A 23,389-nucleotide genomic window follows, 5' to 3' on the forward strand; every position below is an offset into this window, starting at 1 on the left:
ATGCCGCAATCGATTAAAAAGAATGCAGAAGAGCGGATGAGCAAGGCTATCGACGCACTCAAGCGCGATCTGGCCACTCTGCGTGCAGGCCGCGCAAACCCTGCGCTGCTCGATAAAATCCAAGTGGAATACTATGGCGCGATGACTCCGGTTAACCAGTTGGCTAACATCTCCACGCCGGACTCCCGCACGCTGATTATTCAGCCATGGGATAAAAGCTCCATGGGAGCCATTGAGAAAGCTATTCTCAAGTCCGAACTGGGCTTGACTCCGGCTAACGACGGTACGGTGATCCGTCTGGTCATTCCGCCGCTTACGGAAGAACGCCGCAGCGAGCTGGTTAAACTAACCCGCAAATACGGGGAAGAGGCCAAAGTTGCGATCCGTAATATCCGCCGTGATGCCAATGATGACATCAAGAAGCAGGAGAAAAACGGTATTTCCGAAGACGAGTCCCGTCGTCACCAGGACGATATTCAGAAATTTACGGACAAATTCACGGCCGAAGTCGAGAAAGTCCTGACAGGTAAAGAAAAAGAAATTATGGAAGTGTAAACGGCTATCGTCGCCCCCTGAAATACCGGGGGCTTTTCATCTTTCCATAGTGGGGGAAAAGAGATGTTCAATCAACTGAAAAAATGGCTTGGAAACGAGTCTGCACAGGACGAGAAGTCTCCCCATTTGGAGTTGGACAACGTTCCGTCTCATATTGCCATTATCATGGACGGAAACGGACGCTGGGCGAAACAGCGCGGACTTCCCCGTGTGGCCGGGCACCATTCCGGTATGAAGAATGTGAAGAAAATCACCATTGCAGCCGACAGCATCGGAGTCAAGGTGCTGACGATGTATGCCTTTTCCACGGAAAACTGGAAGCGCCCTAAAGAGGAAGTCGAATTCCTCATGAAGCTGCCCCAAGAGTTCTTTCCGCTGGAGATTGAGGAACTGATTGAGCGTAATGTGCGGATCCGCATGACCGGCTGGAAAGAAAGCCTGCCGGATTACACACTGAATGCCATTGAAGATGCAATCGAGCGTACAAAGAATAACACAGGCCTCATCCTAAACTTTGCTCTGAATTACGGTGGCCGCAAGGAACTGCTCGCCGGCGTTCAGGATGTGCTGAGGGATGTCCAGGAAGGCAAACTTCGTCCGGAAGAATTATCGGAGGAAACATTTTCTTCGTATATGCTCACTTCCGGGCTTCCTGACCCCGACCTGCTGATCCGGACGAGCGGAGAGCTGAGGCTTAGCAATTTTCTGCTGTGGCAGCTCGCCTATACCGAATTATGGTTTACGGAAGCTTACTGGCCTGAATTCTCGGAAGAGCATTTTTACCGGGCCGTTGCCGAATACCAACGACGGGCAAGACGATACGGAGGCTTGTAAGCATCGGTTTGGAGGAATGAAGCGTTGAAGCAGAGGATTCTGACGGGAGCGATAGCCGGAGCCGGATTTTTGGGACTGCTGGCTGTCGGCGGCAACTGGTTTGCCGCCCTTATCGTATTAATGGCCATAATCGGCTTTGATGAGTATGTGCGAATGAACAAGTTGAAAGACCACCGGATCACATGGTTGGTCGGCATGATCGCCTTGATTCTGCTTACCCTTCCATGGGAAATGCACCGGTTTACCTATGAGCTCAATGAGGTCGGCCTGATCTGGGGAGCCGCCTTCGTACTGATGGCCGCTACGGTCTTGTCCAAGAACAAAATTACCATCGACATGGTGTCGCTTCTTTTTCTTGGAGTCGTGTACATAGGTGTCGGATTTCATTATATGATCATGACGCGGTGGATACCCGAGCATGGTTTGTTTTGGACGCTTCTTATTTTTGTCTGCATTTGGGCGACGGATTCCGGCGCGTATTTTGTCGGATCGAAATTCGGCAAACACTTGCTGTGGCCAGTAATCAGCCCTAAGAAATCGGTCGAGGGAGCCCTCGGCGGAGTACTGATTGCTATTGTAGCGGGACTCTGTTTTTCCCTGGCCCGTCCCGAACTTCTGTCTCCGGCTCGCGCGGTGCTGATCGGTGTCGTTATTGCCGTGTCGGGGCAGCTCGGCGACCTTATGCAATCCGCCTACAAGCGGGTGAAGGGAATTAAGGATACGGGGACCATCCTGCCGGGTCATGGTGGAATTCTCGACCGTGTGGACAGCTGGCTTATCGTTTTTCCGCTTGTCCACTGGCTTGCACTGATTCCGTCCTGAACCCGTGTACCCGTCCATCAGACAGAATCGGCTCAGGCTCATCCAACGGGGGAGAATATGAATAAACGAATAGCGATACTTGGCTCCACCGGATCGATCGGTACGCAAACGCTTGATGTCATTGCCCATCATCCGGATCAATTTACCGTAGAGGCTCTTGCCGGCGGACGGAACGTGGAGCTTCTAGCCGAGCAAATCCGCCGGTTCAAGCCGAAACTGGCTTCCGTGGCTACCCGGGAACTGGCGGATCGGTTGTCCGCTTTAATACCCGCAGGTACGCGTATTTTGTTCGGTGAAGAGGGTCTCCTGGAGACGGCAGCCGGAACCGATGCGGATTTTGTCGTAACGGCCGTAGTCGGCAACCAGGGGTTGGAACCGACGATCGCCGCGATTGAAGCGGGCAAAACGATCGGCCTTGCGAATAAAGAGCCGCTTGTGAGCGCGGGGCATCTGGTCACGGAAGCCGCGAAACGCAAAGGTGTGCGGCTGCTGCCCATCGACAGCGAACATTCCGCGATTTTCCAGTGTCTGAACGGCGAACGCCGGGAGGAGATCAGGAAAATTACCATTACGGCTTCCGGCGGCTCTTTCCGGGACCGTAGCCGGGCGGAGCTGGAAGGCGTTACGGTCGAGCAGGCGTTGAACCATCCGAACTGGTCCATGGGTGCGAAGATTACGATCGACTCGGCCACGATGGTCAACAAAGGGCTTGAAGTCATGGAAGCCCATTGGCTTTTTGACCTGCCCTACGATCAAATCGGCGTGCTTTTGCATCCGGAAAGCATCATCCACTCTTACGTTGAGTTCAAGGATAGCAGCATCATAGCCCAGCTCGGAAACCCGGACATGCGCGTGCCGATCCAATATGCGTTGTCCTACCCGAACCGGCTGCTTTCACCTGCGAAATCCCTGGATTTGGCGGAAATCGCTACACTGAATTTCCGGCCCATGGATTTCGACCGGTTCCCCTGCCTCCGGATGGCTTACGAAAGCGGCCGGACCGGAGGCACGGCGCCAACCGTGTTCAACGCGGCTAACGAACAAGCCGTTGCGAAGTTTTTGCGGGGAGAGATTCCTTTTCTCCGCATTGAAACCATCATAGAAGAATGTCTGCAAAGACACTCGGTCATGAGCAGTCCGCAGATCGGTGATATTTTGGAAGCCGACCGGTGGGCGCGTGAAACCGCGTCTCTGCTCGGCTGAGCCTCGATAAGGATAAACCGACCGCTCTGGAAATTTTCCGGACGGCCGGTTTTTTAGTCTATGAGCTCCATGTTCCTGCGTATACTGACATAGGCGATTGCTTGTATTAGGCCGCTCAATAATGGTACATTAGGAACATACGTAAGCATAAACGAGACGGCTTTCAGGAGAGAAAGCGCCGGAGGAGGCAGATGCGGGTTGGGAAGCATTGAGACAGGACTGAAAATCGTCCTTATGTTCTTCGTCCTCGTTACGATTCACGAGTGGGGACATTTTTATTTTGCGAAACGGGCCGGAATTTTGGTGCGTGAATTCGCTATCGGGTTCGGACCAAAATTGTTTTCATATAAAAAGGGCGAAACTCGTTACACCTTGAGATTGCTCCCGTTCGGCGGCTATGTCCGCATGGCGGGCGAGGATCCGGAAATCGTTCAAATCCAGGACGGACAGACGATAGCCGTAAAGTTAAACAAGGACAATCAAGTCACTAAGCTTTATTTGGACCAGCTTGACCAGCGGGCGAATGTCATTCAAGGTGCCGTGCAGCAGATCGATCTGGAAAAAGACCTTTTTGTAAAGCTTGAAGTGGGAGACGAGCAGGTCCGTTACCCTGTTCAGCCGGATGCCCTCATGGTTACCCGCGGTGTGGAGACACAGATTGCGCCGCTTGACAGGCAGTTTGGCAGCAAGACGGTGGGGCAGCGTTTCCTGTCCATCCTGATGGGGCCGGTTATGAACTTTTTGCTGGCCGCGGTACTGTTTCTTACCCTCGTTATTATGCAGGGAGTTCCGACGAACGTAAAAGTCGACAAGCTGGAGCCAGGCCGTCCGTCCGAGAAAGCGGGACTTATGGCCGGAGACGTCATCGTTTCGGTGAATCAGGAAACGATCGGGGACAACCGCGAGAAGTTTATGAAAGTGGTCGGTTCCTCCCCCAACCAGAAAATGAACTGGGTGATCCAGCGGAGCGGCGTGGAGAAGAAAATCGAAATCACTCCGGATGAGAACGGCAAGGTCGGGGTTTATATCACGGGAGACAAGCGTTCGGCTTCCTTCGGCGAAACGTTGAAGGGCACCTACAACTACGTTTCGACCTCGACGGTAGGTATTCTCGACGGATTCAAGAAACTTGTGCTAGGTCAGTTCAAAATGGACGACCTGGGCGGTCCGGTGCGCATCGTCCAGGTAACCGGCGAATTCGCCAGCCACGGCAGTGAATCGTACATTTACTGGGTCGCGCTGCTCAGCCTGTATTTAGGGCTCTTTAACCTGCTTCCGTTTCCTGCGCTGGACGGAAGCCGGCTCGTATTCCTCGCTATCGAAGCGGTTCGCGGCAAGCCGGTTGATCCCAACCGCGAAAGCATGGTTCACTTTATCGGCTTTGCCATGCTCATGCTATTGATGGTTGCCGTGACCTACAACGATATTTTACGTTTAATTAAAAGCTAATCTGTATTATGATAGATAGATGTAACCGTTAGGTGAAACGATGCCTGTCCGTCCGCCCGGGCGAACCTTGCGTTTGCCCCGCCGGACGGACTTCCGTAGGAGGATCCGTATGTCCAAAGATAAACAGTTTGTCCGGGAAATCACGCCGCAGGGTGAAGATTTCTCCCAGTGGTACATTGATGTCATCAAAAAAGCCGACCTTATGAGCTATTCCCCGGTTCGCGGGTGCATGGTCTTCAAGCCGGACGGCTACGAGATTTGGGAAAACATCCAGCGTGAGCTGGACAAGCGTTTCAAGGAAACCGGGCACCGCAACGCCTACTTTCCGCTTTTCATCCCGGAGAGCTTTTTCCAGAAAGAGAAGGAGCACGTGGAAGGCTTCAATCCGGAACTTCCCTGGGTGACCGAAGCGGGAGGAGAGAAGCTCGAAGAGCGTCTGGCCATCCGTCCGACTTCCGAGACGATGATCGGCCATATGTACGCGGAATGGATCAATTCCTACCGTGATCTGCCGCTCCTTATCAATCAGTGGGCGAATGTGGTCCGCTGGGAGAAACGTACTCTGCCATTCCTTCGTACGACGGAGTTTTTATGGCAGGAAGGGCATACCGCTCACGAAGACGAAGAAGATGCTCGCCGCGAAACGATGCAGATGCTGGAAATTTACAGAGACTTCGCCGAGAACTTCCTTGCCATGCCGGTCATTATCGGTCAGAAAACACCTTCCGAGAAGTTTGCCGGAGCGGTGGATACCTTCTCGATCGAAGCCATGATGAAAGACGGCAAAGCGGTACAAGCGGGTACTTCGCATTACCTAGGCACTAACTTTTCGGTTGCTTTCGATATTAAATATTTGAACCGGGAAAATCAGCACCAGTTCGTGCACACTACCTCCTGGGGAGTAAGCACACGACTGATCGGCGCGACGATCATGGCGCACGGGGACGACCGCGGACTGGCACTGCCGCCTAAAGTAGCTCCTACACAAGTGATCATGATCCCGATAGGTCCTCCTAAAACGAGGGAGCAGGTCGTGGCCCGCACGGACGAGCTGTTTGCCGAATTGAAGCAGGCAGGTGTCCGGGTAAGAGTGGACGACCGTGCGGACCTGAGCCCGGGCTGGAAATTCAACGAATACGAAATGCGCGGCGTTCCTATCCGTGTCGAGCTGGGACCTCGCGATATGGAGAACGGTCAGATCGTTCTCGTTTCCCGGATTACCGGAGAGAAGAAAATCGTCCAGCAGGTCAACTTCGTTCAGGAAGTTCAGCAGCTCTTGGAAGAGATACACCAGGAGATGTTCAACCGTGCGAAGCAGTACCTCGAAGAGCATTTGATCGCGGTAGATACGCTGGATGAGTTCAAACAATACTTGGAAACGAACCGCGGGTTTGCGCTTGCAGGCTGGTGCGGTTCGGAAGCTTGTGAAGCCCAGGTTAAAGAAGAGGCGGGAGCAACGAGCCGTAACATTCCGTTTTCGCCGCGGGAATCGAAAGAAACCTGTCTGGTTTGCGGAGATAAAGCCAAACACACCGTCGTTTTCGGTAAATCTTATTAAGCACGATTACAATGAAGGGCAAACGAGATTACTTTCTCTCTTTGTCCTTTTCTTTTTCCGGCCGGGTGAGAGCAAGGCGGCAATCGGAGCAAACCGGAAGCTTGGGGGAGGGAAGACATGAGTCAGACACCGGATAAAAGGCAGCGGTTCGAGCTTCTGATGAAGCAGGCGGACATACCGCACGAGATGTCAACGGTTCATTTTGCGGACGGGTATATCGACAAAGTAGAAATCAGCCGGAAAAACCGGGAGTGGACCTTCCACCTGGTAAAGCAGGAGTTGGTTCCTCAGGACGTGTACCGGTCTTTCTGCCGGAACGTTCAAGAAAAGTTCGCTCATATCGCCAAGACGCGATTTGTCATACACATGGAGAATGCCGAGCCGGGCAGGCTCGTGGAAGAATATTGGAGCCTTTTTCTGGAGTGGGTACAGCGCGAAGCCGTTACGGTAAACGGGTGGCTGAGCAAAGCCAAAACCGAAGTGCAGGGAAATCAGCTCACTTTGATTTTGCTGGATCAAATCGGTTTTGAACTCGCGAAGAAAAAGAACATGGATAACTGGGTGAAATCCTTCTTCCAGGATTATTTTAAAACCGAGTTTACCGTGAAGTATGCGCTCAGCGAGAAAAGCACCGAGGAATTCGAACGGTTTGCCCAGCAGATCGTCGAAGAGGAGAAGCTTGTTACACAGGAGATTATGCAGTCCATCGAGCAGGAGCTGCAGGCTTCGGCAATCCCGGATGCGGATGTCCGGCTGATGGTCGGCTACGATATCAAAGATGCGCCCGTGCCGATCCAGGATATTGTGGAAGAGGAGAAGAAGGTCACCATTCAAGGGGCCGTCTTCAATCTGGAAGTGAAAGAGCTGCGGAACGGCAGCACCCTTTATTCGTTTAACGTCACCGACTACACCGATTCCATTATGCTGAAATCGTTCGGGAAGACGAAGGAAGACGTGCGCATTCTCAATCTGCTCTCCAACGGCTGCTGGATCCGTGCGCGCGGACGCGTGGAATACGATCGTTTCATGATGGTGCCCGAGCTTGTCATGATCCCGTCGGATATCAACGAAGTACTGCCGCCCAAGGGAAGAATGGATGACGCCGAAGAGAAACGCGTGGAATTCCACCTTCATACGACGATGAGCACGATGGACGGAATCACTCCGGTGGACCAGTACATCAAGACGGCTGCAAAATGGGGCCACAAAGCGATCGCCATCACGGATCACAGCGGGGTTCAAAGCTACCCGGATGCGAACAAGGCGGGCAAGAAAAACGGCATCAAGGTGATTTACGGCGTTGAAGCGAACGTGGTGAACGATTCCGTTCCGATCGTCTTAAACCCGATTGATGCGGATTTGAAGCAGGCCACTTACGTCGTTTTTGATATCGAGACTACGGGGCTGTCCGTTCTGAATAATAAGATTATCGAGATTGCCGGCGTGAAGGTACAGGAAGGCAAAGAAATCGACCGTTATTCTACGTTTATCCAGCCGCATGAAAAAATTCCTTATCACATCCAGCAGCTCACCAATATCACCGACGAGATGGTAAAAGACGCGCCGGAGCTCGCGGACGAGCTTCCCAAGTTTATCGACTTTATCGGCGATTCCGTGCTTGTCGCTCATAACGCGCGGTTCGATATCGGTTTTATTCAGGCCAATTTGAAAAGATTGGGCCACCCGCAGATGACAAATGCGGTTCTCGATACGCTGGAAATGGCCAGGCTGCTTTTCCCTTCCATGAAAAACCACAGGCTGAACACCTTGTCGGACAAATTTAAAGTAAGTCTGGAAAACCATCACAGGGCGATTGACGATACGATTGCGCTGGGACATGTTCTTCAGCATTTGATTAACGAGGCCTACGATCGGAATATCACGAATCTTGGACGTATGAATGATTTTGTCGGGAAAGACTTGTCGAACCAGCGTCCGTTCCACTGCTGCATTTATGCGACAAATGCGGTTGGAAAGAAAAATCTGTTCAAACTGATTTCCATTTCCCATACGGAATACTTCAACAAAGTGGCGACGATTCCGAAAAGCAGGCTCATCGAGCTTAGGGAAGGGCTGCTTATTGCTTCGGGCTGCGAGAAAGGCGAGTTTTTCGAGACGGTTCTTAACAAATCGCAGGAAGAGGCCGAGCAGGTTGCCGAGTTTTACGATGTGCTGGAAATCCAGCCCGTCAGTTACAACATGCATCTGGTGGATAGAGGGCTGGTCGGCAGCCGAGCGGATCTGGAAGACGCGGTGAAGCGGATTGTCGCCATCGGCGCAAAACAGGGGAAACCAGTTATTGCGACGGGGAACGTCCATTACCTGGAGCCCCGGGACAAAGTCGCGCGCGATATTACGATCAATGGCATCACCGGTTTTAGTCCCCTCAAAGACATGAAGAAGCCGGACGCTCATTTCCGCACGACGCGAGAGATGCTGGAAGAATTCCGTTTCCTCGGTCAGGAAAAGGCCCATGAAGTCGTGGTGCGCAATACAAACGATCTGGCCGACCGCTTTGAAGAAATCGAGCTGTTTCCGACCAAGCTGTTCACGCCGATCATTGAAGGAGCGGACGACGAAATCCGCAACACATGCTATGACACGGCTCGTCAGATTTACGGGGATGAAGTTCCTGAAATTGTCGTGCAGCGGCTTGAAAAAGAACTGGTGCCGATCATCAAATACGGGTTCTCGGCCAACTATCTCATTTCGGAACGGCTCGTTAAAAAATCCAACGAAGACGGCTATCTCGTCGGTTCCCGGGGATCGGTCGGCTCCTCCGTAGTCGCCACATTCCTGGGCATTTCGGAGGTTAACCCTCTCCCGCCGCATTATATTTGCCGCTCGTGCAAATTCAGCGAATGGTTTACGGACGGCAGCATTCCGAGCGGGTTTGACCTGCCGGATAAGACCTGCCCGACCTGCGGCGACAAGCTTAAAGGCGAGGGCCAGGACATTCCGTTCGAAACGTTCCTCGGATTTAAAGGGGACAAGGTTCCCGATATCGACTTGAACTTTTCCGGGGAGTACCAACCGGTCGCTCATAACTACACCAAGGTTCTTTTCGGCGAAAAAAGCGTGTTCCGCGCAGGCACCATCGGTACCATTGCGGATAAGACAGCCTTCGGTTATGTGAAAAAGTATGAGGAAGGCCAGGGCAAAAAATGGCGGAACGCCGAAATTGTAAGGCTGGCCTCCGGATGTACCGGCGTTAAGCGAAGCACCGGACAGCATCCCGGCGGTATTGTCGTCGTGCCGGATTATATGGAAGTGGACGATATCACTCCCGTTCAATTCCCGGCCGACGATAAGAATTCCGAGTGGAAAACGACGCATTTCGACTATCACGCGTTTGACGCCAACCTGCTCAAGCTCGATATTCTGGGACACGACGATCCGACCATGATGCGTATGCTTCAGGATTTGACCGGCATTGATCCGACGACGATTCCGATGAACGATCCTAAAGTTATGAGCATTTTTCATTCGACGGATGCGCTCGGAGTTCCGCCTGAAAAAATCCGTACGTCTGTGGCCACCTATGGAGTTCCCGAGATGGGAACGAAGTTTGTCCGGCAGATGCTTCAGGAAACTCATCCGAGCAGCTTTGCCGATCTGCTGCAAATTTCCGGGCTTTCCCACGGAACCGGCGTATGGCTCGGCAACGCGCAGGAACTGATCAAGAAGGGCATTTGCAACATTAAGACCGTAATCGGCTGCCGGGACGATATTATGCTCTATCTCATTTATAAAGCCGGCATGGATGCGGGCCTGGCCTTCAAAATCACGGAGAGCGTACGTAAAGGGAAAGGCCTTACCGATGAGTGGAAGGAAGACATGAAGAAGCACAATGTGCCTGCCTGGTACATTGAATCCTGCGAGCGGATCGAATATATGTTCCCGAAAGCCCACGCCGCCGCTTACGTTATTTCCGCGGTGCGTACGGCTTACTTCAAGGTTTACCACCCGATCTCGTACTATGCGACCTATTTTACGGTCCGTGCGGAGGACTTTGATCTGGAGCTGCTCTGCCAGGGCTACGATGCGATCATGAAAAAGCTGATCGAAATCGAGGAGAAAGGGTTCCAGGCTCTTCCGAAGGAAAAAGCGATGATTTCCATTCTCGAGATGGCGCTGGAAATGACCGCACGCGGATTCAGCTTCAAGCCCATCGACTTATACCGCTCCGACGCCACGAAGTTTATTATTGACGGGGATTCGCTTATTCCGCCGTTCTCGGCCGTACCGGGAATCGGGGAGAATGCGGCCCGCAACATTGCCGCTTCCAAGGAAAGCGGAGACTTTCTTTCGATCGAAGATTTCCAAAACCGTTCGAAGGCTTCGAAGACGGTCGTCGAACTGTTGAACGGCATGGGCTGCTTCCGGGGACTGCCGGAATCCAATCAACTGTCCTTGTTTTAGCGGGCGCGAAGCGTAGGGGTGACAAGGTGAGTAACTTTTTCTTACTATTGTCAACCTTTAGACGGTTATGGTATAATTTTTCTTGGCAATAATGAGGATATCGACTGTGAACCGGAGAGTGGGGAAACCCACTCTTTACATTTTGCTAAGACTTTTTGGCAGGTTCACCGGGAAGGTCATACAGGAGGGTAGAGAGAAAACATATGAATTCACCAATTAAATCCGTCGTGGAAGATATGCTGCTGGATTATTTCAACGAGCAAGGCTTTGAGCTTGTCGACATCGAATACGTCAAGGAAGGAAGCAACTGGTTTCTCCGTGTATTCGTAGACAAAGAAGGCGGCATCGATATCGACGATTGCGGCCGCATCAGCGAATTCTTAAGCTCGAAACTTGATGAGAACGATCCGATTCCGACGGCTTATTTCCTGGAAGTCTCTTCACCGGGTGCCGAGAGGCCGCTAAAAAAACCGGAAGACATTAAGAAGGCTGTTGGCAAACATGTATTTGTAACTACATACGAGCCAATTGACAATAGCAAGGAATTCGAAGGTGAGCTTCTGTCGTTCGACGACGAGGAGCTTGTTGTGCAAACCCCGAAGAAACGCAGCGCCATTCCATACAGCAAAGTGGCCAGCGCGAGGCTTGCCATCGTATTCTGACGCGGTTAACCGCGTCTGCGAACCATTGAAAGGGGGAACTCGGTTCAAATGAACATGGATTTTATCGAAGCGTTGGCTGAAATCGAAAGAGAGAAAGGCATTTCCAAGGATCTGCTGATTGATGCGATTGAAGCCGCGATGATTTCCAGCTATAAACGCAACTTTAACACAGCGCAGAATGTGCGCGTGGATATTAATCGGCAAACCGGCACCATCCGCGTCTACGCACGCAAAACCGTCGTGGAGGATGTGCTGGACCCGAGGCTGGAAATCACGCTGCATGCTGCGCGGGAAATCAACCAGAATTATACGATGGACGATATTGTAGAGATTGAGGTTACACCGCGAGACTTCGGACGCATTGCGGCTCAGACCGCCAAGCAGGTTGTGACGCAGCGTATCCGCGAAGCCGAGCGTGGACTTATTTACAATGCTTTTATCGAGAAAGAAGAAGACATCGTTACGGGTATCGTACAGCGTCAGGATCAGCGCCACTATTATATCGATCTTGGCAAGGTGGAAGCGGTTCTGCCTCTCACCGAGGTCATGCCCAACGAGAAATTCAAGCAAGGCGAGCGTGTTAAAGCGTATATTACCAAAGTGGAAAACACGACAAAAGGTCCTCAGATCATTTTGTCCCGTACACATCCGGGGCTTCTCAAGCGCCTTTTCGAGCTGGAAGTTCCAGAGATCTACGAAGGCGTCGTAGAAATCAAGTCCGTTGCCAGGGAAGCCGGCTTCCGTTCCAAGATCGCCGTGCACTCCCGCAATACCGAAGTGGACCCTGTCGGTTCCTGCGTAGGTCCCAAAGGACTGCGTGTCCAGACGATCGTCGGCGAACTCCGCGGCGAGAAGATCGACATCGTACGCTGGATGGAGAGCGTGGAAGAGTACGTCGCTAACGCGCTCAGCCCTTCGAAAGTACTGGAAGTCAATGTGTTCGAGAACGAGAAGATGGCCCGCGTCATCGTTCCGGATTATCAGCTTTCGCTGGCAATCGGGATCAAGGGTCAGAACGCGCGTTTGGCCGCCAAACTTACCGGCTGGAAAATCGACATCAAGAGCGAGGCGCAGGCGGAGCAGGAATACGGCCGTCCGAGATCGCAGATCGAGGAAATGCATCAAGATTCCGTCAGCTTTGACTGACGCCGGCGGGGCGAGGTGAGGATGACGTGAAACAGCGGAAAATACCTCTGCGCAAATGTGTGGCCTGCCAGGAAATGATGCCGAAGAAAGAATTGATTCGGGTCGTTCGTACCCCCGAAGGGGAGATTCAAATCGATCTGAAAGGCAAAAAATCGGGCAGAGGCGCTTATTTGTGCGGCAAAGTGGCTTGCTTCAGGCTTGCCAAGAAATCCAAAGCGCTGGACCGAGCGTTGAAGCAATCGGTGGGCGCTCCCATTTATGATCAGCTTGAACAGGATTTTATCCAGGTGGAAGAAGAATTCCATGCGGGCAAAGATGGGATGGACGATGACGAATAAAAATTATTTTTCAAACTTAGGTCTCGCCATGAGAGCAGGCAAGCTTGTCACCGGAGAAGAGAGCGTGCTGAAGGCTATCCGATCGGGTGATGCGAAGCTGGTCATTATGGCGGAAGATGCGGCTGACAATACAAGCAAGAAGTTTCAGGACAAATGCCGTTCATACGACGTACCTTTGCTGGTCCTGGGCAACCGTGAGGAACTTGGTTCCAGCATAGGGAAGGAAGCTCGAGTCACGATTGCCGTCGTTGACGACGGCTTCGCCAGGATGCTGAAAAAGTATCGGGTATAACCTCCGGAGGTGAATGGGTTTGACAAATAAACAAGATCCTAAGGATAAACTTCGGGTTTATGAATATGCCAAATCTTTGAATATGAGCAGCAAGGAAATTATAACGATCCTGAAGCGTTTGAATATCCCCGTGAACAACCACATGAGCGTTATGGAAAACAATGCGGTCAGCAGCGTAGAAAAGTTTTTCCGTGACATTAAAGCGAATGCGGCTGCCAAACGGGCAGGATCAGATGGAGGTAACGTGAGTCCAAATTCAAATCAACCCAAACCAGACAAACAGTCCAACCCTAAAGCAGAGGTAAGCGCTAAGCAGCCTGTGCAGCAAGCGGGGTCCGAGCAAGCGAAGAAAGAGGAGCGTCCGGCTGCGGAAGCACGTCCGCAAGGCTCCCAGGATAACCGTGCACCGCGTCCGAGCGGTGACGGAAGAACGGGCGCGCCGCGCGGCGACCGTCCGCAAGGCCAAGGCGCACCGCGCAGCGGCGGCCAAGGCGGCGGACAGCGTCCGCAAGGCGGGCAGGGCGGATACAACCGCGGCCCGCAAAGCGGCGGTCAAGGCCGTCCTCAGGGCGGTCAGCGTCCGCAGGGCCAAGGCGGCGCTCCACGGAGCGGCGGTCAAGGCGGCGGCGGACCACGTCCGCAAGGCGGCCAGGGCGGCGGTTTCAACCGCGGACCTCAAGGCGGCAGCGGCGGCCAGCGTCCTCAGGGCGGCGGCGGTCAAGGCGGCCAGAACCGCGGCGGATCAGCCGGTGCCGGCGCAAGACCGGGCCAAGCTCCGCGCAGAACGGACGGACGTCCGGCTGCGGGCACGGATGCAGGCCGCGGCGGCCTGCGTACGGGCGACAACAGACAGGGCAATCGCGACGACCGCAGCAAATCCAGCCGTTACGACGACGGACGCGGCGGACGCGGCGGCGCAGGCAACCGTGGCGGCAACAACCGCGGCGGGCGCAATAACGGACGCGGACGCGGTCAAGAGCCGATGGTTAAGAAAGAAAAGATCGACAACACACCGAAGAAGATTATTGTGCGTGGCGCAATGACGGTCGGTGAACTTGCGAAACTTCTCCACAAGGACGTTTCCGAAGTCATCAAGAAGCTCCTGTTCCTCGGCGTGATGGCTACCATCAACCAGGAACTCGATCTCGATACGATTCAGCTCGTAGCCGGGGAGTATAACGTCGAAGTGGATCTGAAAATCCGTGTCGAAGACGACCGTTTCGAGCTGGAAGAAGAAGTCGACGATGCGGCGGATCTGAAAGAGCGTCCTCCTGTCGTTACCATCATGGGTCACGTTGACCACGGTAAAACAACCCTTCTTGACGCAATCCGTCATACAAGCGTGACGGAAGGCGAAGCGGGCGGCATTACCCAGCATATCGGGGCTTACCAGGTTGAAGCGAACGGCAAGAAAATTACGTTCCTCGATACCCCTGGCCACGAAGCTTTCACGACTATGCGTGCACGCGGCGCTCAGGTGACCGACATCACGATTATCGTCGTAGCGGCGGATGACGGCGTTATGCCGCAAACCGTCGAGGCGATTGCCCATGCGAAAGCGGCAGGCGTGCCGATTATCGTGGCGGTCAACAAAATCGATAAGCCGGAAGCCAATGTGGAAAAAATCAAACAAGCTCTTACCGAGTATGAACTCGTACCGGAAGAGTGGGGCGGCGACACGATCTTCTGCGAAGTTTCGGCTAAACAGCGGATCGGCCTGGAAAACCTGCTTGAAATGATTCTTCTCGTGGCTGAGGTTCAGGAATATAAAGCAAATCCGGATAAACGCGCCAGAGGTACGGTAATCGAAGCGGAGCTGGATAAAGGACGCGGTCCTGTAGCCCGCATTCTCGTACAGCACGGTACGCTCAAAGTCGGCGACAGTTTTGTTGCAGGCGTATGTTTCGGCCGTGTCCGCGCAATGGTAAATGATAAAGGCAAACGTCTTAAAGAAGCGGGTCCTTCGACTCCGGTTGAAATCACCGGCCTGACGGAGGTTCCGCAAGCGGGAGATCCGCTGCTTGCCTTCGAAGACGAGCGCAAAGCCCGCGATATTGCCGATAAGCGTGCTATCACGCTCCGCCAGTCCGAGCTTACGGCGAATTCCCGCGTTACGCTGGATGATCTGTATAAGCACATCAAAGACGGTGAAATTAAAGACCTGAACGTCATTATCAAAGCGGACGTTCAAGGCTCTCTCGAAGCGCTGCGCGGTTCCCTCGAGAAAATCGAAGTGGAAGGCGTACGCGTGAAGATGATTCACACGGGCGTAGGCGCCATCACCGAGTCCGACATCATTCTGGCATCGGCTTCCAATGCCATTATTATCGGCTTCAACGTTCGTCCGGAGCCTGCCGCTCAAGTAACGGCGGATCAGGAGAAAGTAGACATTCGTCTGCACCGGATCATCTACAATGTGATTGAAGAAATTGAACAAGCCATGAAGGGTATGCTCGATCCGATTTTCAAAGAAAACATTATCGGGCATGCGGAAGTCCGCAACACCTTCAAAATTACGGGCGTGGGCACCATTGCTGGTTGTATGGTTACCTCCGGCAAAATTGCGCGTAATGCGGAAGTTCGTCTGCTTCGCAGCAACATCGTAGTCTACGAAGGCAAAGTGGACGCGCTGAAACGCTTCAAAGACGACGCCAAAGAAGTGGCGCAAGGTTACGAGTGCGGTATTTCCCTGGAAAAATACAATGATATTAAAGAAGGGGACATCATCGAAGCCTTCGTCATGGAAACAGTAGAGAGGTGATCAGCTATGGCTAGAGTTCGTGTAGGCAGAGTGGGGGAGCAGGTCAAGAAAGAGATCAGCCAAATTTTGCAGAGCGAAATTAAAGACCCCCGCATCGGATTTCTTACGGTAACCGGGGTTGACGTAACGAATGATCTGTCTCAGGCCAAAGTTTATCTCAGTGTGCTTGGTACGGACGAGCAAAAGGAAGGAACTTTGAAAGCCTTAAGCAGTGCGAGCGGGTATATCCGTTCCGAGCTGGGCAAAAGAATCCGATTGCGCAAAGTACCCGAGCTTATCTTTAAATTCGACACATCGATTGATTACGGAAGCCGGATCGAAAGTCTGCTTCATGATCTTAACGATGGGAAATCCGCTGAATGACGGCGGGCCAGTTTATAGGCGGCGGCGCCTCCGGCAGCTATTTGGAGCAGTTGGAGGCGGCAAAGCAATTCATGCACGATCATAATGATTTCCTGGTGGTATCCCATGTCCAGCCGGACGGGGATGCCATTTCCTCTACTTTAGCCATTGCTTGGCTGCTTGACCGGATGGGAAAGCGCTATACGCTTGCTAACGAGGGGGACATACCGGAGAAATTCAGCAGGCTCTGGGGGTTTGACGGCATTTGGACTTTGTCCCAACTGCCCGATCACCTGTCCTATGATACGATTATAAGTGTGGATTGCGCCGATTTTTCAAGAATCGGACGGGTCAGCGAGAAATTTACCCCCGATGCCAAGCTGCTCAATATCGATCATCATGCGACTAACGACCGCTTCGGGGAATGTTCCGTTATACAGGCTTCCGCCGCGGCAACCGTTGAAATTATTTATGATTTATCCAAGCACCTTCAAATGGAAGCGGACATCGATTTCGGGACCTGTATTTATACGGGACTGCTGACCGATACGGGAGGTTTCCGGTATTCCAGTACGACACCCAAAGTGATGAAGACAGCGGCAGACCTTTTGGAATGGGGAGTAAAAGGATCGGAACTCGCCGAAGCTTTTCTGGAGAGAATGACCTTCCAGCAGATTCGTATTCTTCAGCAGGGGCTCGCTACGCTTGATTTTCATAAAAACGGGCGGATATCGACAATTGCGGTATCCACCGAAGTGATCGAAGCGACGGGCGCCACCAACGAAGATATGGACGGGCTGGTCAATTACGCCCGCAATGTCGAGGGAGTCGAAGTCGGGCTCTTGTTTAAACAAAGAAATGCATCGGCGGTTAAAGTGAGCCTGCGCTCCGCAGGTGCGGTAGATGTGGCTCAGATCGCACAGTCGTTCGGAGGCGGGGGTCATGTCCGCGCCGCCGGCTGTACGATTAACGGCTCCATTGAGGAAGCCATCCGACGGGTTGTAGAGGAAGTAGGGAATAAACTGCCATGACGATAGAAGGAATACTTCCAATCCTCAAGCCAAAGGGAATGACTTCCCACGATGTGGTAGCGAAAGCGCGCCGTTTTCTTGGGATTAAGCGGATCGGTCATACCGGTACGCTTGATCCTGAGGTTACCGGCGTGCTGCCGCTTTGTATCGGCCGTGCAACCCGCATGGTCGAATACATCCAGGAGCTGCCGAAACAGTATGAGGCAGCTATGGTTTTTGGATTGGCCACCGACACGGAAGATCTGAGCGGGAACGTGCTGGAAGAAATTCCGCTCGTTCAGCTTGCGGAGGACAAGGTCCGTTCCGTCATCCAGTCGTTCGTCGGAGAGATCAGCCAGGTTCCCCCGATGTATTCCGCCGTAAAAGTCGACGGAAAACGGTTGTACGAACTGGCGAGAGCGGGCGTGGAAGTCGAGCGTAAAGCCCGGAACGTAACCATTTACGAGATCGAGCTGCTCGAACTGGACTTGAACCGGGATCACCCGGAAGTCCGTTTCCGCGTGCTCTGCTCGAAGGGCACTTATATCCGTACCTTGTGTGTGGATATAGGAAGAGCCTTGGGCGTTCCGGCGGCGATGAAAGAGCTGGTCCGTTCTTCCACCGGACGAATCGGACTGGAGCAATGCGTGGCACTGGAAGACCTCCCTCGTTTGCGCGAGGAGGGTCTTCTGGATACAAAGATCATTCAGGCGGACCAGGCTGTCGATTATTTGCCTTCTCTCGTACTGAATGAGCAGCTGTCCGTTTTTGCCCTGCAGGGACGCAAAGTCCGGCTCCATGAGGCGCCGGCTCTGCAGGGCAGCCACGACAGCGAAACCGGAGTAGAGCAGACGGGAATTATCCGTGTTTATGATCCTCATAAACGGTTTATCGGTCTCTTTTCTTGGAATGAGACCGAAGGACATCTTGCTCCGGTCAAAGTTTTTAATTAGGATATAAGTAAGCCGGCCATCGGCCGGAATCTTCTAACCCCTGGCGGTATAAAGCGGTTCAAGGAATAGTAGGTGAACTCGTACCCATGCAAACCATTCATTTGTCTTATCCCATCGAAAATGCGGAACTTCTTCCGCTGGCCGGTAAAAAGGTCATCGCCATCGGCGATTTCGACGGTGTGCATCTCGGACACCGTGAAGTTATCCAGCGCGCTGTCGAGAATGCCCGCGAGCTGGGAGTCCCGGCCGCGATTATGACGTTCGATCCGCATCCGCGGGAGCTGCTCGGCCAGGAGAAGTATGCACGGCTTCTGACGCCGACCTCCTACAAGATGGAGCTCTTCGAGAAGCTGGGCGTAGACTGCACGTATGTACTCAAGTTTGATACGGCGCTGATGCAGGCTTCTCCGCAGCAGTTTGTCGATCGTGTCCTGGAGGCGCTTGGCGTTGAAACCGTCGTAGTCGGATTCGACTTTACGTTCGGCTACAAAGGCCGGGGAACGCCCGATACGCTCTGCGAACTGGGGCATGGCCGTTTTGCGGTGGAGGTGATCCGCCCGTACCGGATGAACGGCGCCAAGGTCAGCTCCACGGCAATCAGAGAAGCGTTATTGACCGGACATCCGCCAGCCGCTTCCGAACTGCTCGGCAGAGGGTACGGAATACGCGGTGTCGTCGTATCGGGCGATAAGCGCGGGCGTCAGCTCGGATTCCCTACGGCGAATCTGCAGATGTCCGAGAACTTTCTCGTGCCCGCTTCCGGCGTTTACGCCGTCCGTGCGTTTGTGGGAGGAAGCTGGTACCGGGCTGTTATGAACATCGGAACGAAGCCGACCTTCCACAGCGGTGAAGTCATGTCGCTCGAAGTGCATCTGCTTGACTTCGACCAGGACATTTACGGCAGCACCGTGTTTGTCGAATTTGTCGATTATTTGCGCCCCGAGCGCAAGTTTAACGGCATCGATGAGCTGATCACCCAGCTCAAAAGAGATGTAGCGACGGCCGAAGCGAAGTTTGCGCAGATTCTGTAGGCGTTGGCATTTACTTCTGTCCATCTTGTATGCTATACTGATTTACGTTGCTTCGGCTTTGCCGTAAGCTTCAATTACGAACCTTGGCGCGGAGCCGCGCTTCACCGACGCACTCTGGGCCATAGGCGATTATATGAATAGGAGGTGATTGGGATGGCATTAACTCAAGAGCGTAAACAGGAACTGATTCAAACGCACAAAACGCATGAAAGCGATACGGGATCTCCCGAAGTGCAAATTGCTATCCTGACGGAAAACATCGTAAACCTTACGAGCCATTTCCGTACACACAAGAAAGACCATCATTCCCGTCGCGGACTTCTTAAAATGGTTGGTCAACGCCGCAAGCTGTTGGCATACCTTAAGAACAAAGACGTTAAACGCTACAGTGCTTTGATTGAAAAGCTCGGTCTGCGTAGATAAAATCCGCATTCAGAAAGCAACCCTGCTGTTCTCTGTGGTGGGCTCCGAGCCGAGCTTCCGCAGCGGCTCCGGGTTGCTTTTTGTGTATTTTAAATCGTTGCAAAGAAGGAAATACTGTACATACGCAGAATCATTAGGTGATGCAGGAGGCGCGAGCTTCCTCAAATCCTACCGTTTTTTACCGAATGGAACCATTTTGCGCGGTATATGTTCGATTCCCGCGTGTTTTGAGATAAAATTAGGAGGTTTAGTATGGAAAAACGTGTGCAAATGGACTTGGCCGGACGTCCGCTTATCCTTGAAACCGGTCGTTTAGCCAAGCAAGCCAACGGCGCGGTACTTGCCCGCTATGGCGATACAGTTGTGCTCTGCACCGTGACCGCTTCCAGTGAGCCGAAAGATCTTGATTTCTTCCCGCTGACGGTCAACTATGAGGAGCGCTTATATGCGGCAGGTAAAATTCCGGGCGGGTTTATCAAAAGAGAAGGACGTCCGAGCGAGAAAGCGATTCTCTCCAGCCGTCTGACCGACCGTCCGATCCGTCCTCTGTTCCCGGAAGGATTCCGTAACGACGTACAGATCGTCGCGGTGGTCATGAGCGTGGATCAGGAATGTCCGCCGGAAATTACGGCCATGATCGGTGTTTCCGCCGCTCTTTCCATTTCCGACGTGCCGTTCAGCGGTCCGGTAGGGGGCGTCATTGTAGGCCGCATCGACGGTAGCTTCGTCGTGAACCCCACTCCGGCGCAGGAAGAGAAGAGCGACGTTCACCTCGTTGTGGCAGGCACCAAGGATGCCATTATGATGGTAGAAGCAGGCGCTGCCGAAGTACCGGAAGACGTTATGCTGGAAGCGATTATGTTCGGGCATGACGAGATCAAGAAAGTGATCGCCCTTCAAGAGCAGCTCGTTGCCGAAGCCGGCGTTCCTAAAATGGAAGTGAAGCTTCATACGGTGGACGGCGATATCAGCGCAGCCGTGCGCGAGTTTGCCGAAGCCCGTCTCGTTGAAGCGATTAAGATTCAAGAGAAGCATGCGCGCCAAGAAGCGATCGACACGGTCAACGCGGATGCCGTTGCGCATTTTACGGCGCTCTATGAGGAAACGCCGGAGAAGCTGAAAGACGTCAAAGAAGTGCTTCACGATATCGTGAAAGACGAAGTCCGCCGCCTCATCACGCATGACAAGGTAAGACCGGATGGACGCGCACTGGATGAAATCCGTCCGATCGACGTGGACATTAATCTGCTGCCGCGCACGCACGGATCCGGACTGTTTACACGCGGACAAACGCAAGCATTAAGCGTATGTACGCTCGGGGCGCTCGGCGACGTACAGATCCTCGACGGTTTGGATCTCGAAGAAACCAAACGCTTTATGCACCATTACAACTTCCCGCCGTTCAGCGTAGGAGAAGCAAGACCGCTTCGTCCGCCGGGACGCCGCGAAATCGGACATGGCGCTCTCGGAGAACGCGCGCTTTCGTACGTTATTCCAAGCGAAGCCGAGTTTCCGTATACAATCCGTCTCGTTTCGGAAGTTCTGGAATCCAACGGTTCGAGCTCTCAAGCAAGCATTTGCGCTTCCACGCTCGCTATGATGGATGCGGGTGTTCCGATCAAAGCACCGGTTGCCGGTATCGCGATGGGTCTTATTAAAGAAGGAGAGCATTTCTCCATTCTGACGGATATTCAAGGGATGGAAGATCATCTCGGGGATATGGACTTTAAAGTGGCAGGCACGTCCAAAGGGGTTACCGCTCTTCAAATGGACATCAAGATTGACGGAATCAATCGCGACATTTTGAAGCAGGCCCTGGATCAGGCTAAGGCAGGCCGTACATTTATCATGCACAAAATGCTGGAGCGCATCTCGGAACCTAAGAAAGAACTTTCCGCATATGCACCTAAAATTGTCGTGATGCAGATCAACCCGGATAAGATCCGTGACGTGATCGGAGCAGGCGGCAAAATCATCAATAAAATTATTGAAGAAACCGGCGTTAAGATTGACATCGAGCAGGACGGCAAAGTCTTTATCGCTTCGTCCAATGCGGAGATGAACGAACGTGCCAAGCAGATTATCGAGGGGATCGTACGCGACGTCGTTGTCGGCGAAACTTACCTCGGTACGGTAAAACGCGTGGAGAAGTTCGGAGCTTTCGTAGAAGTGCTGCCGGGTAAAGAAGGACTCGTCCACATTTCCCAGCTGTCAACCGAACGGGTTGCCAAAGTGGAGGATGTCGTTAAAGTCGGCGATACGATTACCGTTAAAGTCACGGAAATCGACAATCAAGGACGCGTTAACCTGTCCCGCAAAGCAACGCTCGTGAACAACGAAGTTTCCACTCAATCCTAATAACCGAATCGCACCAAACATACAAAGAGCCAGATCTTTCTGTCTCTTTTTTGCATGTTTAAACCGAATTTTTACGTGCGCGGCTGTATCGTCCAAGTCATAACCCTGTCCGGCTTTGCATAAACTCTGACATAATCTTTACGGAGGAGTCGGAATCTCATGCAAAAAAAGAAGCTGGTGCTGCTTGGCGGTATAACGGCCGGGTGTATATGGGTACTGCTGCAAAGCGAAAGTGTGCATACCTTTGTGGGAGCGATCCAGCAAGGAAAGCAGCCTTCCATGCAAACACAGACGAAGCTTTCCAATGATGCGGGAGGGCCGGAGGGTAACGGAAAGACCGCACAGCCGGCAGAGGACGCTTTGCTCGGACGAATCCGGGAAGAAGCGAAAGGTCTGTACATCGCTCCCATCGATGCGAAAGTGGACAGAGTATGGAAAGCGGTGCCGGGTTACAACGGGCTGGAAGTCGATATCGACAAGACCTACGAGGCGGCCAAAAAGAATGGGGCGGGAGACAAATTGCCTTTCGTCATGAAGCAAGTTTCGCCTCGAGTCAGCTTGAACGACCTTCCGCCGGAGCCTATTTACAAAGGGAACCCCAAAAAACCGATGGTTTCCTTCATGATCAATGTGGCGTGGGGAGAGGAGTTCCTTCCGTCAATACTGGAGGCACTCCGCAAAGAAAATGTAAGAGCCACATTCTTTTTCGATGGAAGCTGGCTTAAGAAGCATGTGGACATTGCCAAAGAAATTCAGAAACAGGGACACGAATTGTCCAATCACGCGTATTCACACAAAAATATGAGCACGCTCAGCCGCTCCAAGGCGTATGAGGAAATTGTGAAAACCGAGGATCTGCTGAAAAAGGAGCTTGGTGTCACCAATGTTCTTTTTGCTCCCCCCTCGGGAGACTTTGATGCCGAAACGGTCAAAATAGCCGCGGAGCTTAAGTTAAAGACCGTCATGTGGACGCTCGACACAGTTGACTGGAAAAACCCCGGCGCCCCCGCGATTCTTGCCAAAGTCCGCAAAAATATAGAGCCGGGCTCGCTCATCCTGATGCATCCGACCGAGTCTTCCAGCAGTGCGCTGCCCGAAATGATTTCGATTATCAAAAGCAGGGGGCTGCAGCTGGGATCGGTAAGCGAAACGCTGTCTCCGCAGCGGATATCGGCCCCTGCTCCGGGAGCGGGCCAAGCGGGCGACGAGCGGTCAGGTTGAGTCACTTCG

At 52.9% G+C, this 23,389-nt stretch carries 19 protein-coding genes; all 19 read left to right on the forward strand.

Features of this window, described 5'->3' with window-relative positions:
• The 19 genes from frr (at position 1) to AC2TF6_RS10445 (ending at position 23,380) form a co-directional block, all read left to right on the forward strand.
• Positions 1-555, forward strand: coding sequence for a ribosome recycling factor (gene frr, locus AC2TF6_RS10355; RefSeq protein WP_009676785.1), 555 nt, complete (start codon positions 1-3; stop codon positions 553-555).
• 63 nt (positions 556-618) lie between these two features.
• Positions 619-1,389, forward strand: a complete 771-nt coding sequence (gene uppS, locus AC2TF6_RS10360) for an undecaprenyl pyrophosphate synthase (protein WP_491310925.1) — start codon at positions 619-621, stop codon at positions 1,387-1,389.
• A gap of 24 nt (positions 1,390-1,413) precedes the next feature.
• Positions 1,414-2,211, forward strand: coding sequence for a phosphatidate cytidylyltransferase (locus AC2TF6_RS10365; RefSeq protein ID WP_009676789.1), 798 nt, complete (start codon positions 1,414-1,416; stop codon positions 2,209-2,211).
• Positions 2,212-2,268: 57 nt separating this feature from the next.
• Positions 2,269-3,414 (forward strand): 1-deoxy-D-xylulose-5-phosphate reductoisomerase, encoded by a 1,146-nt coding sequence (locus AC2TF6_RS10370; RefSeq protein ID WP_491310926.1) that lies wholly within the window; start codon positions 2,269-2,271, stop codon positions 3,412-3,414.
• A gap of 198 nt (positions 3,415-3,612) precedes the next feature.
• On the forward strand, positions 3,613-4,863 hold the full coding sequence (rseP, locus tag AC2TF6_RS10375; RefSeq protein ID WP_218228522.1) for an RIP metalloprotease RseP: 1,251 nt from the start codon (positions 3,613-3,615) through the stop codon (positions 4,861-4,863).
• Between the two features lie 109 nt (positions 4,864-4,972).
• Positions 4,973-6,421, forward strand: a complete 1,449-nt coding sequence (gene proS / locus AC2TF6_RS10380) for a proline--tRNA ligase (protein WP_491310927.1) — start codon at positions 4,973-4,975, stop codon at positions 6,419-6,421.
• A gap of 117 nt (positions 6,422-6,538) precedes the next feature.
• Complete coding sequence (locus AC2TF6_RS10385) at positions 6,539-10,843, forward strand: PolC-type DNA polymerase III (protein WP_491310928.1); 4,305 nt, start codon at positions 6,539-6,541, stop codon at positions 10,841-10,843.
• Between the two features lie 203 nt (positions 10,844-11,046).
• A complete protein-coding gene (gene rimP / locus AC2TF6_RS10390) occupies positions 11,047-11,505 on the forward strand; it encodes a ribosome maturation factor RimP (RefSeq protein WP_009672012.1) in 459 nt (152 codons plus the stop codon).
• Between the two features lie 48 nt (positions 11,506-11,553).
• The gene (gene nusA, locus AC2TF6_RS10395; protein WP_009672008.1) at positions 11,554-12,651 is read left to right on the forward strand and encodes a transcription termination factor NusA; all 1,098 of its coding nucleotides are present in this window, start codon (positions 11,554-11,556) and stop codon (positions 12,649-12,651) included.
• A 26-nt stretch (positions 12,652-12,677) separates the two neighbouring features.
• Entirely contained in the window at positions 12,678-12,989 is a 312-nt protein-coding gene (rnpM, locus tag AC2TF6_RS10400; protein WP_009672016.1) for an RNase P modulator RnpM, read from the forward strand.
• The gene (locus tag AC2TF6_RS10405; RefSeq protein WP_016423451.1) at positions 12,955-13,281 is read left to right on the forward strand and encodes a YlxQ family RNA-binding protein; all 327 of its coding nucleotides are present in this window, start codon (positions 12,955-12,957) and stop codon (positions 13,279-13,281) included. Before rnpM ends, AC2TF6_RS10405 begins: the two co-directional genes overlap by 35 nt.
• Positions 13,282-13,294: 13 nt before the next feature.
• Complete coding sequence (gene infB, locus AC2TF6_RS10410; protein WP_491310929.1) at positions 13,295-16,042, forward strand: translation initiation factor IF-2; 2,748 nt, start codon at positions 13,295-13,297, stop codon at positions 16,040-16,042.
• A gap of 6 nt (positions 16,043-16,048) precedes the next feature.
• Positions 16,049-16,405, forward strand: a complete 357-nt coding sequence (gene rbfA, locus AC2TF6_RS10415; RefSeq protein WP_009672009.1) for a 30S ribosome-binding factor RbfA — start codon at positions 16,049-16,051, stop codon at positions 16,403-16,405.
• Positions 16,402-17,415, forward strand: coding sequence for a DHH family phosphoesterase (locus tag AC2TF6_RS10420; protein ID WP_491310930.1), 1,014 nt, complete (start codon positions 16,402-16,404; stop codon positions 17,413-17,415). The genes rbfA and AC2TF6_RS10420 overlap by 4 nt, the downstream gene beginning before the upstream one ends.
• The gene (gene truB, locus AC2TF6_RS10425; RefSeq protein ID WP_491310931.1) at positions 17,412-18,347 is read left to right on the forward strand and encodes a tRNA pseudouridine(55) synthase TruB; all 936 of its coding nucleotides are present in this window, start codon (positions 17,412-17,414) and stop codon (positions 18,345-18,347) included. Before AC2TF6_RS10420 ends, truB begins: the two co-directional genes overlap by 4 nt.
• A gap of 86 nt (positions 18,348-18,433) precedes the next feature.
• Complete coding sequence (locus AC2TF6_RS10430; RefSeq protein WP_016423449.1) at positions 18,434-19,378, forward strand: bifunctional riboflavin kinase/FAD synthetase; 945 nt, start codon at positions 18,434-18,436, stop codon at positions 19,376-19,378.
• A 153-nt stretch (positions 19,379-19,531) separates the two neighbouring features.
• Positions 19,532-19,801, forward strand: a complete 270-nt coding sequence (rpsO, locus tag AC2TF6_RS10435) for a 30S ribosomal protein S15 (protein WP_009674959.1) — start codon at positions 19,532-19,534, stop codon at positions 19,799-19,801.
• Positions 19,802-20,053: 252 nt separating this feature from the next.
• On the forward strand, positions 20,054-22,159 hold the full coding sequence (gene pnp / locus AC2TF6_RS10440) for a polyribonucleotide nucleotidyltransferase (RefSeq protein ID WP_491310932.1): 2,106 nt from the start codon (positions 20,054-20,056) through the stop codon (positions 22,157-22,159).
• A gap of 159 nt (positions 22,160-22,318) precedes the next feature.
• Positions 22,319-23,380, forward strand: coding sequence for a polysaccharide deacetylase family protein (locus AC2TF6_RS10445; protein ID WP_491310933.1), 1,062 nt, complete (start codon positions 22,319-22,321; stop codon positions 23,378-23,380).
• The last annotated feature ends 9 nt before the right edge of the window (positions 23,381-23,389 follow it).

This window comes from Paenibacillus sp. JNUCC 35, assembly GCF_058269095.1.

Bases quoted from the DNA above. Each gene is read 5' to 3' on its own strand.
- infB (WP_491310929.1), top strand. From the start codon at position 13,295: ATGGGTTTGACAAATAAACAAGATCCTAAGGATAAACTTCGGGTTTAT.
- AC2TF6_RS10445 (WP_491310933.1), top strand. From the start codon at position 22,319: ATGCAAAAAAAGAAGCTGGTGCTGCTTGGCGGTATAACGGCCGGGTGT.
- nusA (WP_009672008.1), top strand. From the start codon at position 11,554: ATGAACATGGATTTTATCGAAGCGTTGGCTGAAATCGAAAGAGAGAAA.
- uppS (WP_491310925.1), top strand. From the start codon at position 619: ATGTTCAATCAACTGAAAAAATGGCTTGGAAACGAGTCTGCACAGGAC.
- pnp (WP_491310932.1), top strand. From the start codon at position 20,054: ATGGAAAAACGTGTGCAAATGGACTTGGCCGGACGTCCGCTTATCCTT.
- proS (WP_491310927.1), top strand. From the start codon at position 4,973: ATGTCCAAAGATAAACAGTTTGTCCGGGAAATCACGCCGCAGGGTGAA.
- AC2TF6_RS10370 (WP_491310926.1), top strand. From the start codon at position 2,269: ATGAATAAACGAATAGCGATACTTGGCTCCACCGGATCGATCGGTACG.
- rimP (WP_009672012.1), top strand. From the start codon at position 11,047: ATGAATTCACCAATTAAATCCGTCGTGGAAGATATGCTGCTGGATTAT.
- rpsO (WP_009674959.1), top strand. From the start codon at position 19,532: ATGGCATTAACTCAAGAGCGTAAACAGGAACTGATTCAAACGCACAAA.
- rbfA (WP_009672009.1), top strand. From the start codon at position 16,049: ATGGCTAGAGTTCGTGTAGGCAGAGTGGGGGAGCAGGTCAAGAAAGAG.
- AC2TF6_RS10385 (WP_491310928.1), top strand. From the start codon at position 6,539: ATGAGTCAGACACCGGATAAAAGGCAGCGGTTCGAGCTTCTGATGAAG.
- truB (WP_491310931.1), top strand. From the start codon at position 17,412: ATGACGATAGAAGGAATACTTCCAATCCTCAAGCCAAAGGGAATGACT.
- frr (WP_009676785.1), top strand. From the start codon at position 1: ATGCCGCAATCGATTAAAAAGAATGCAGAAGAGCGGATGAGCAAGGCT.
- AC2TF6_RS10420 (WP_491310930.1), top strand. From the start codon at position 16,402: ATGACGGCGGGCCAGTTTATAGGCGGCGGCGCCTCCGGCAGCTATTTG.
- AC2TF6_RS10430 (WP_016423449.1), top strand. From the start codon at position 18,434: ATGCAAACCATTCATTTGTCTTATCCCATCGAAAATGCGGAACTTCTT.
- AC2TF6_RS10405 (WP_016423451.1), top strand. From the start codon at position 12,955: ATGCGGGCAAAGATGGGATGGACGATGACGAATAAAAATTATTTTTCA.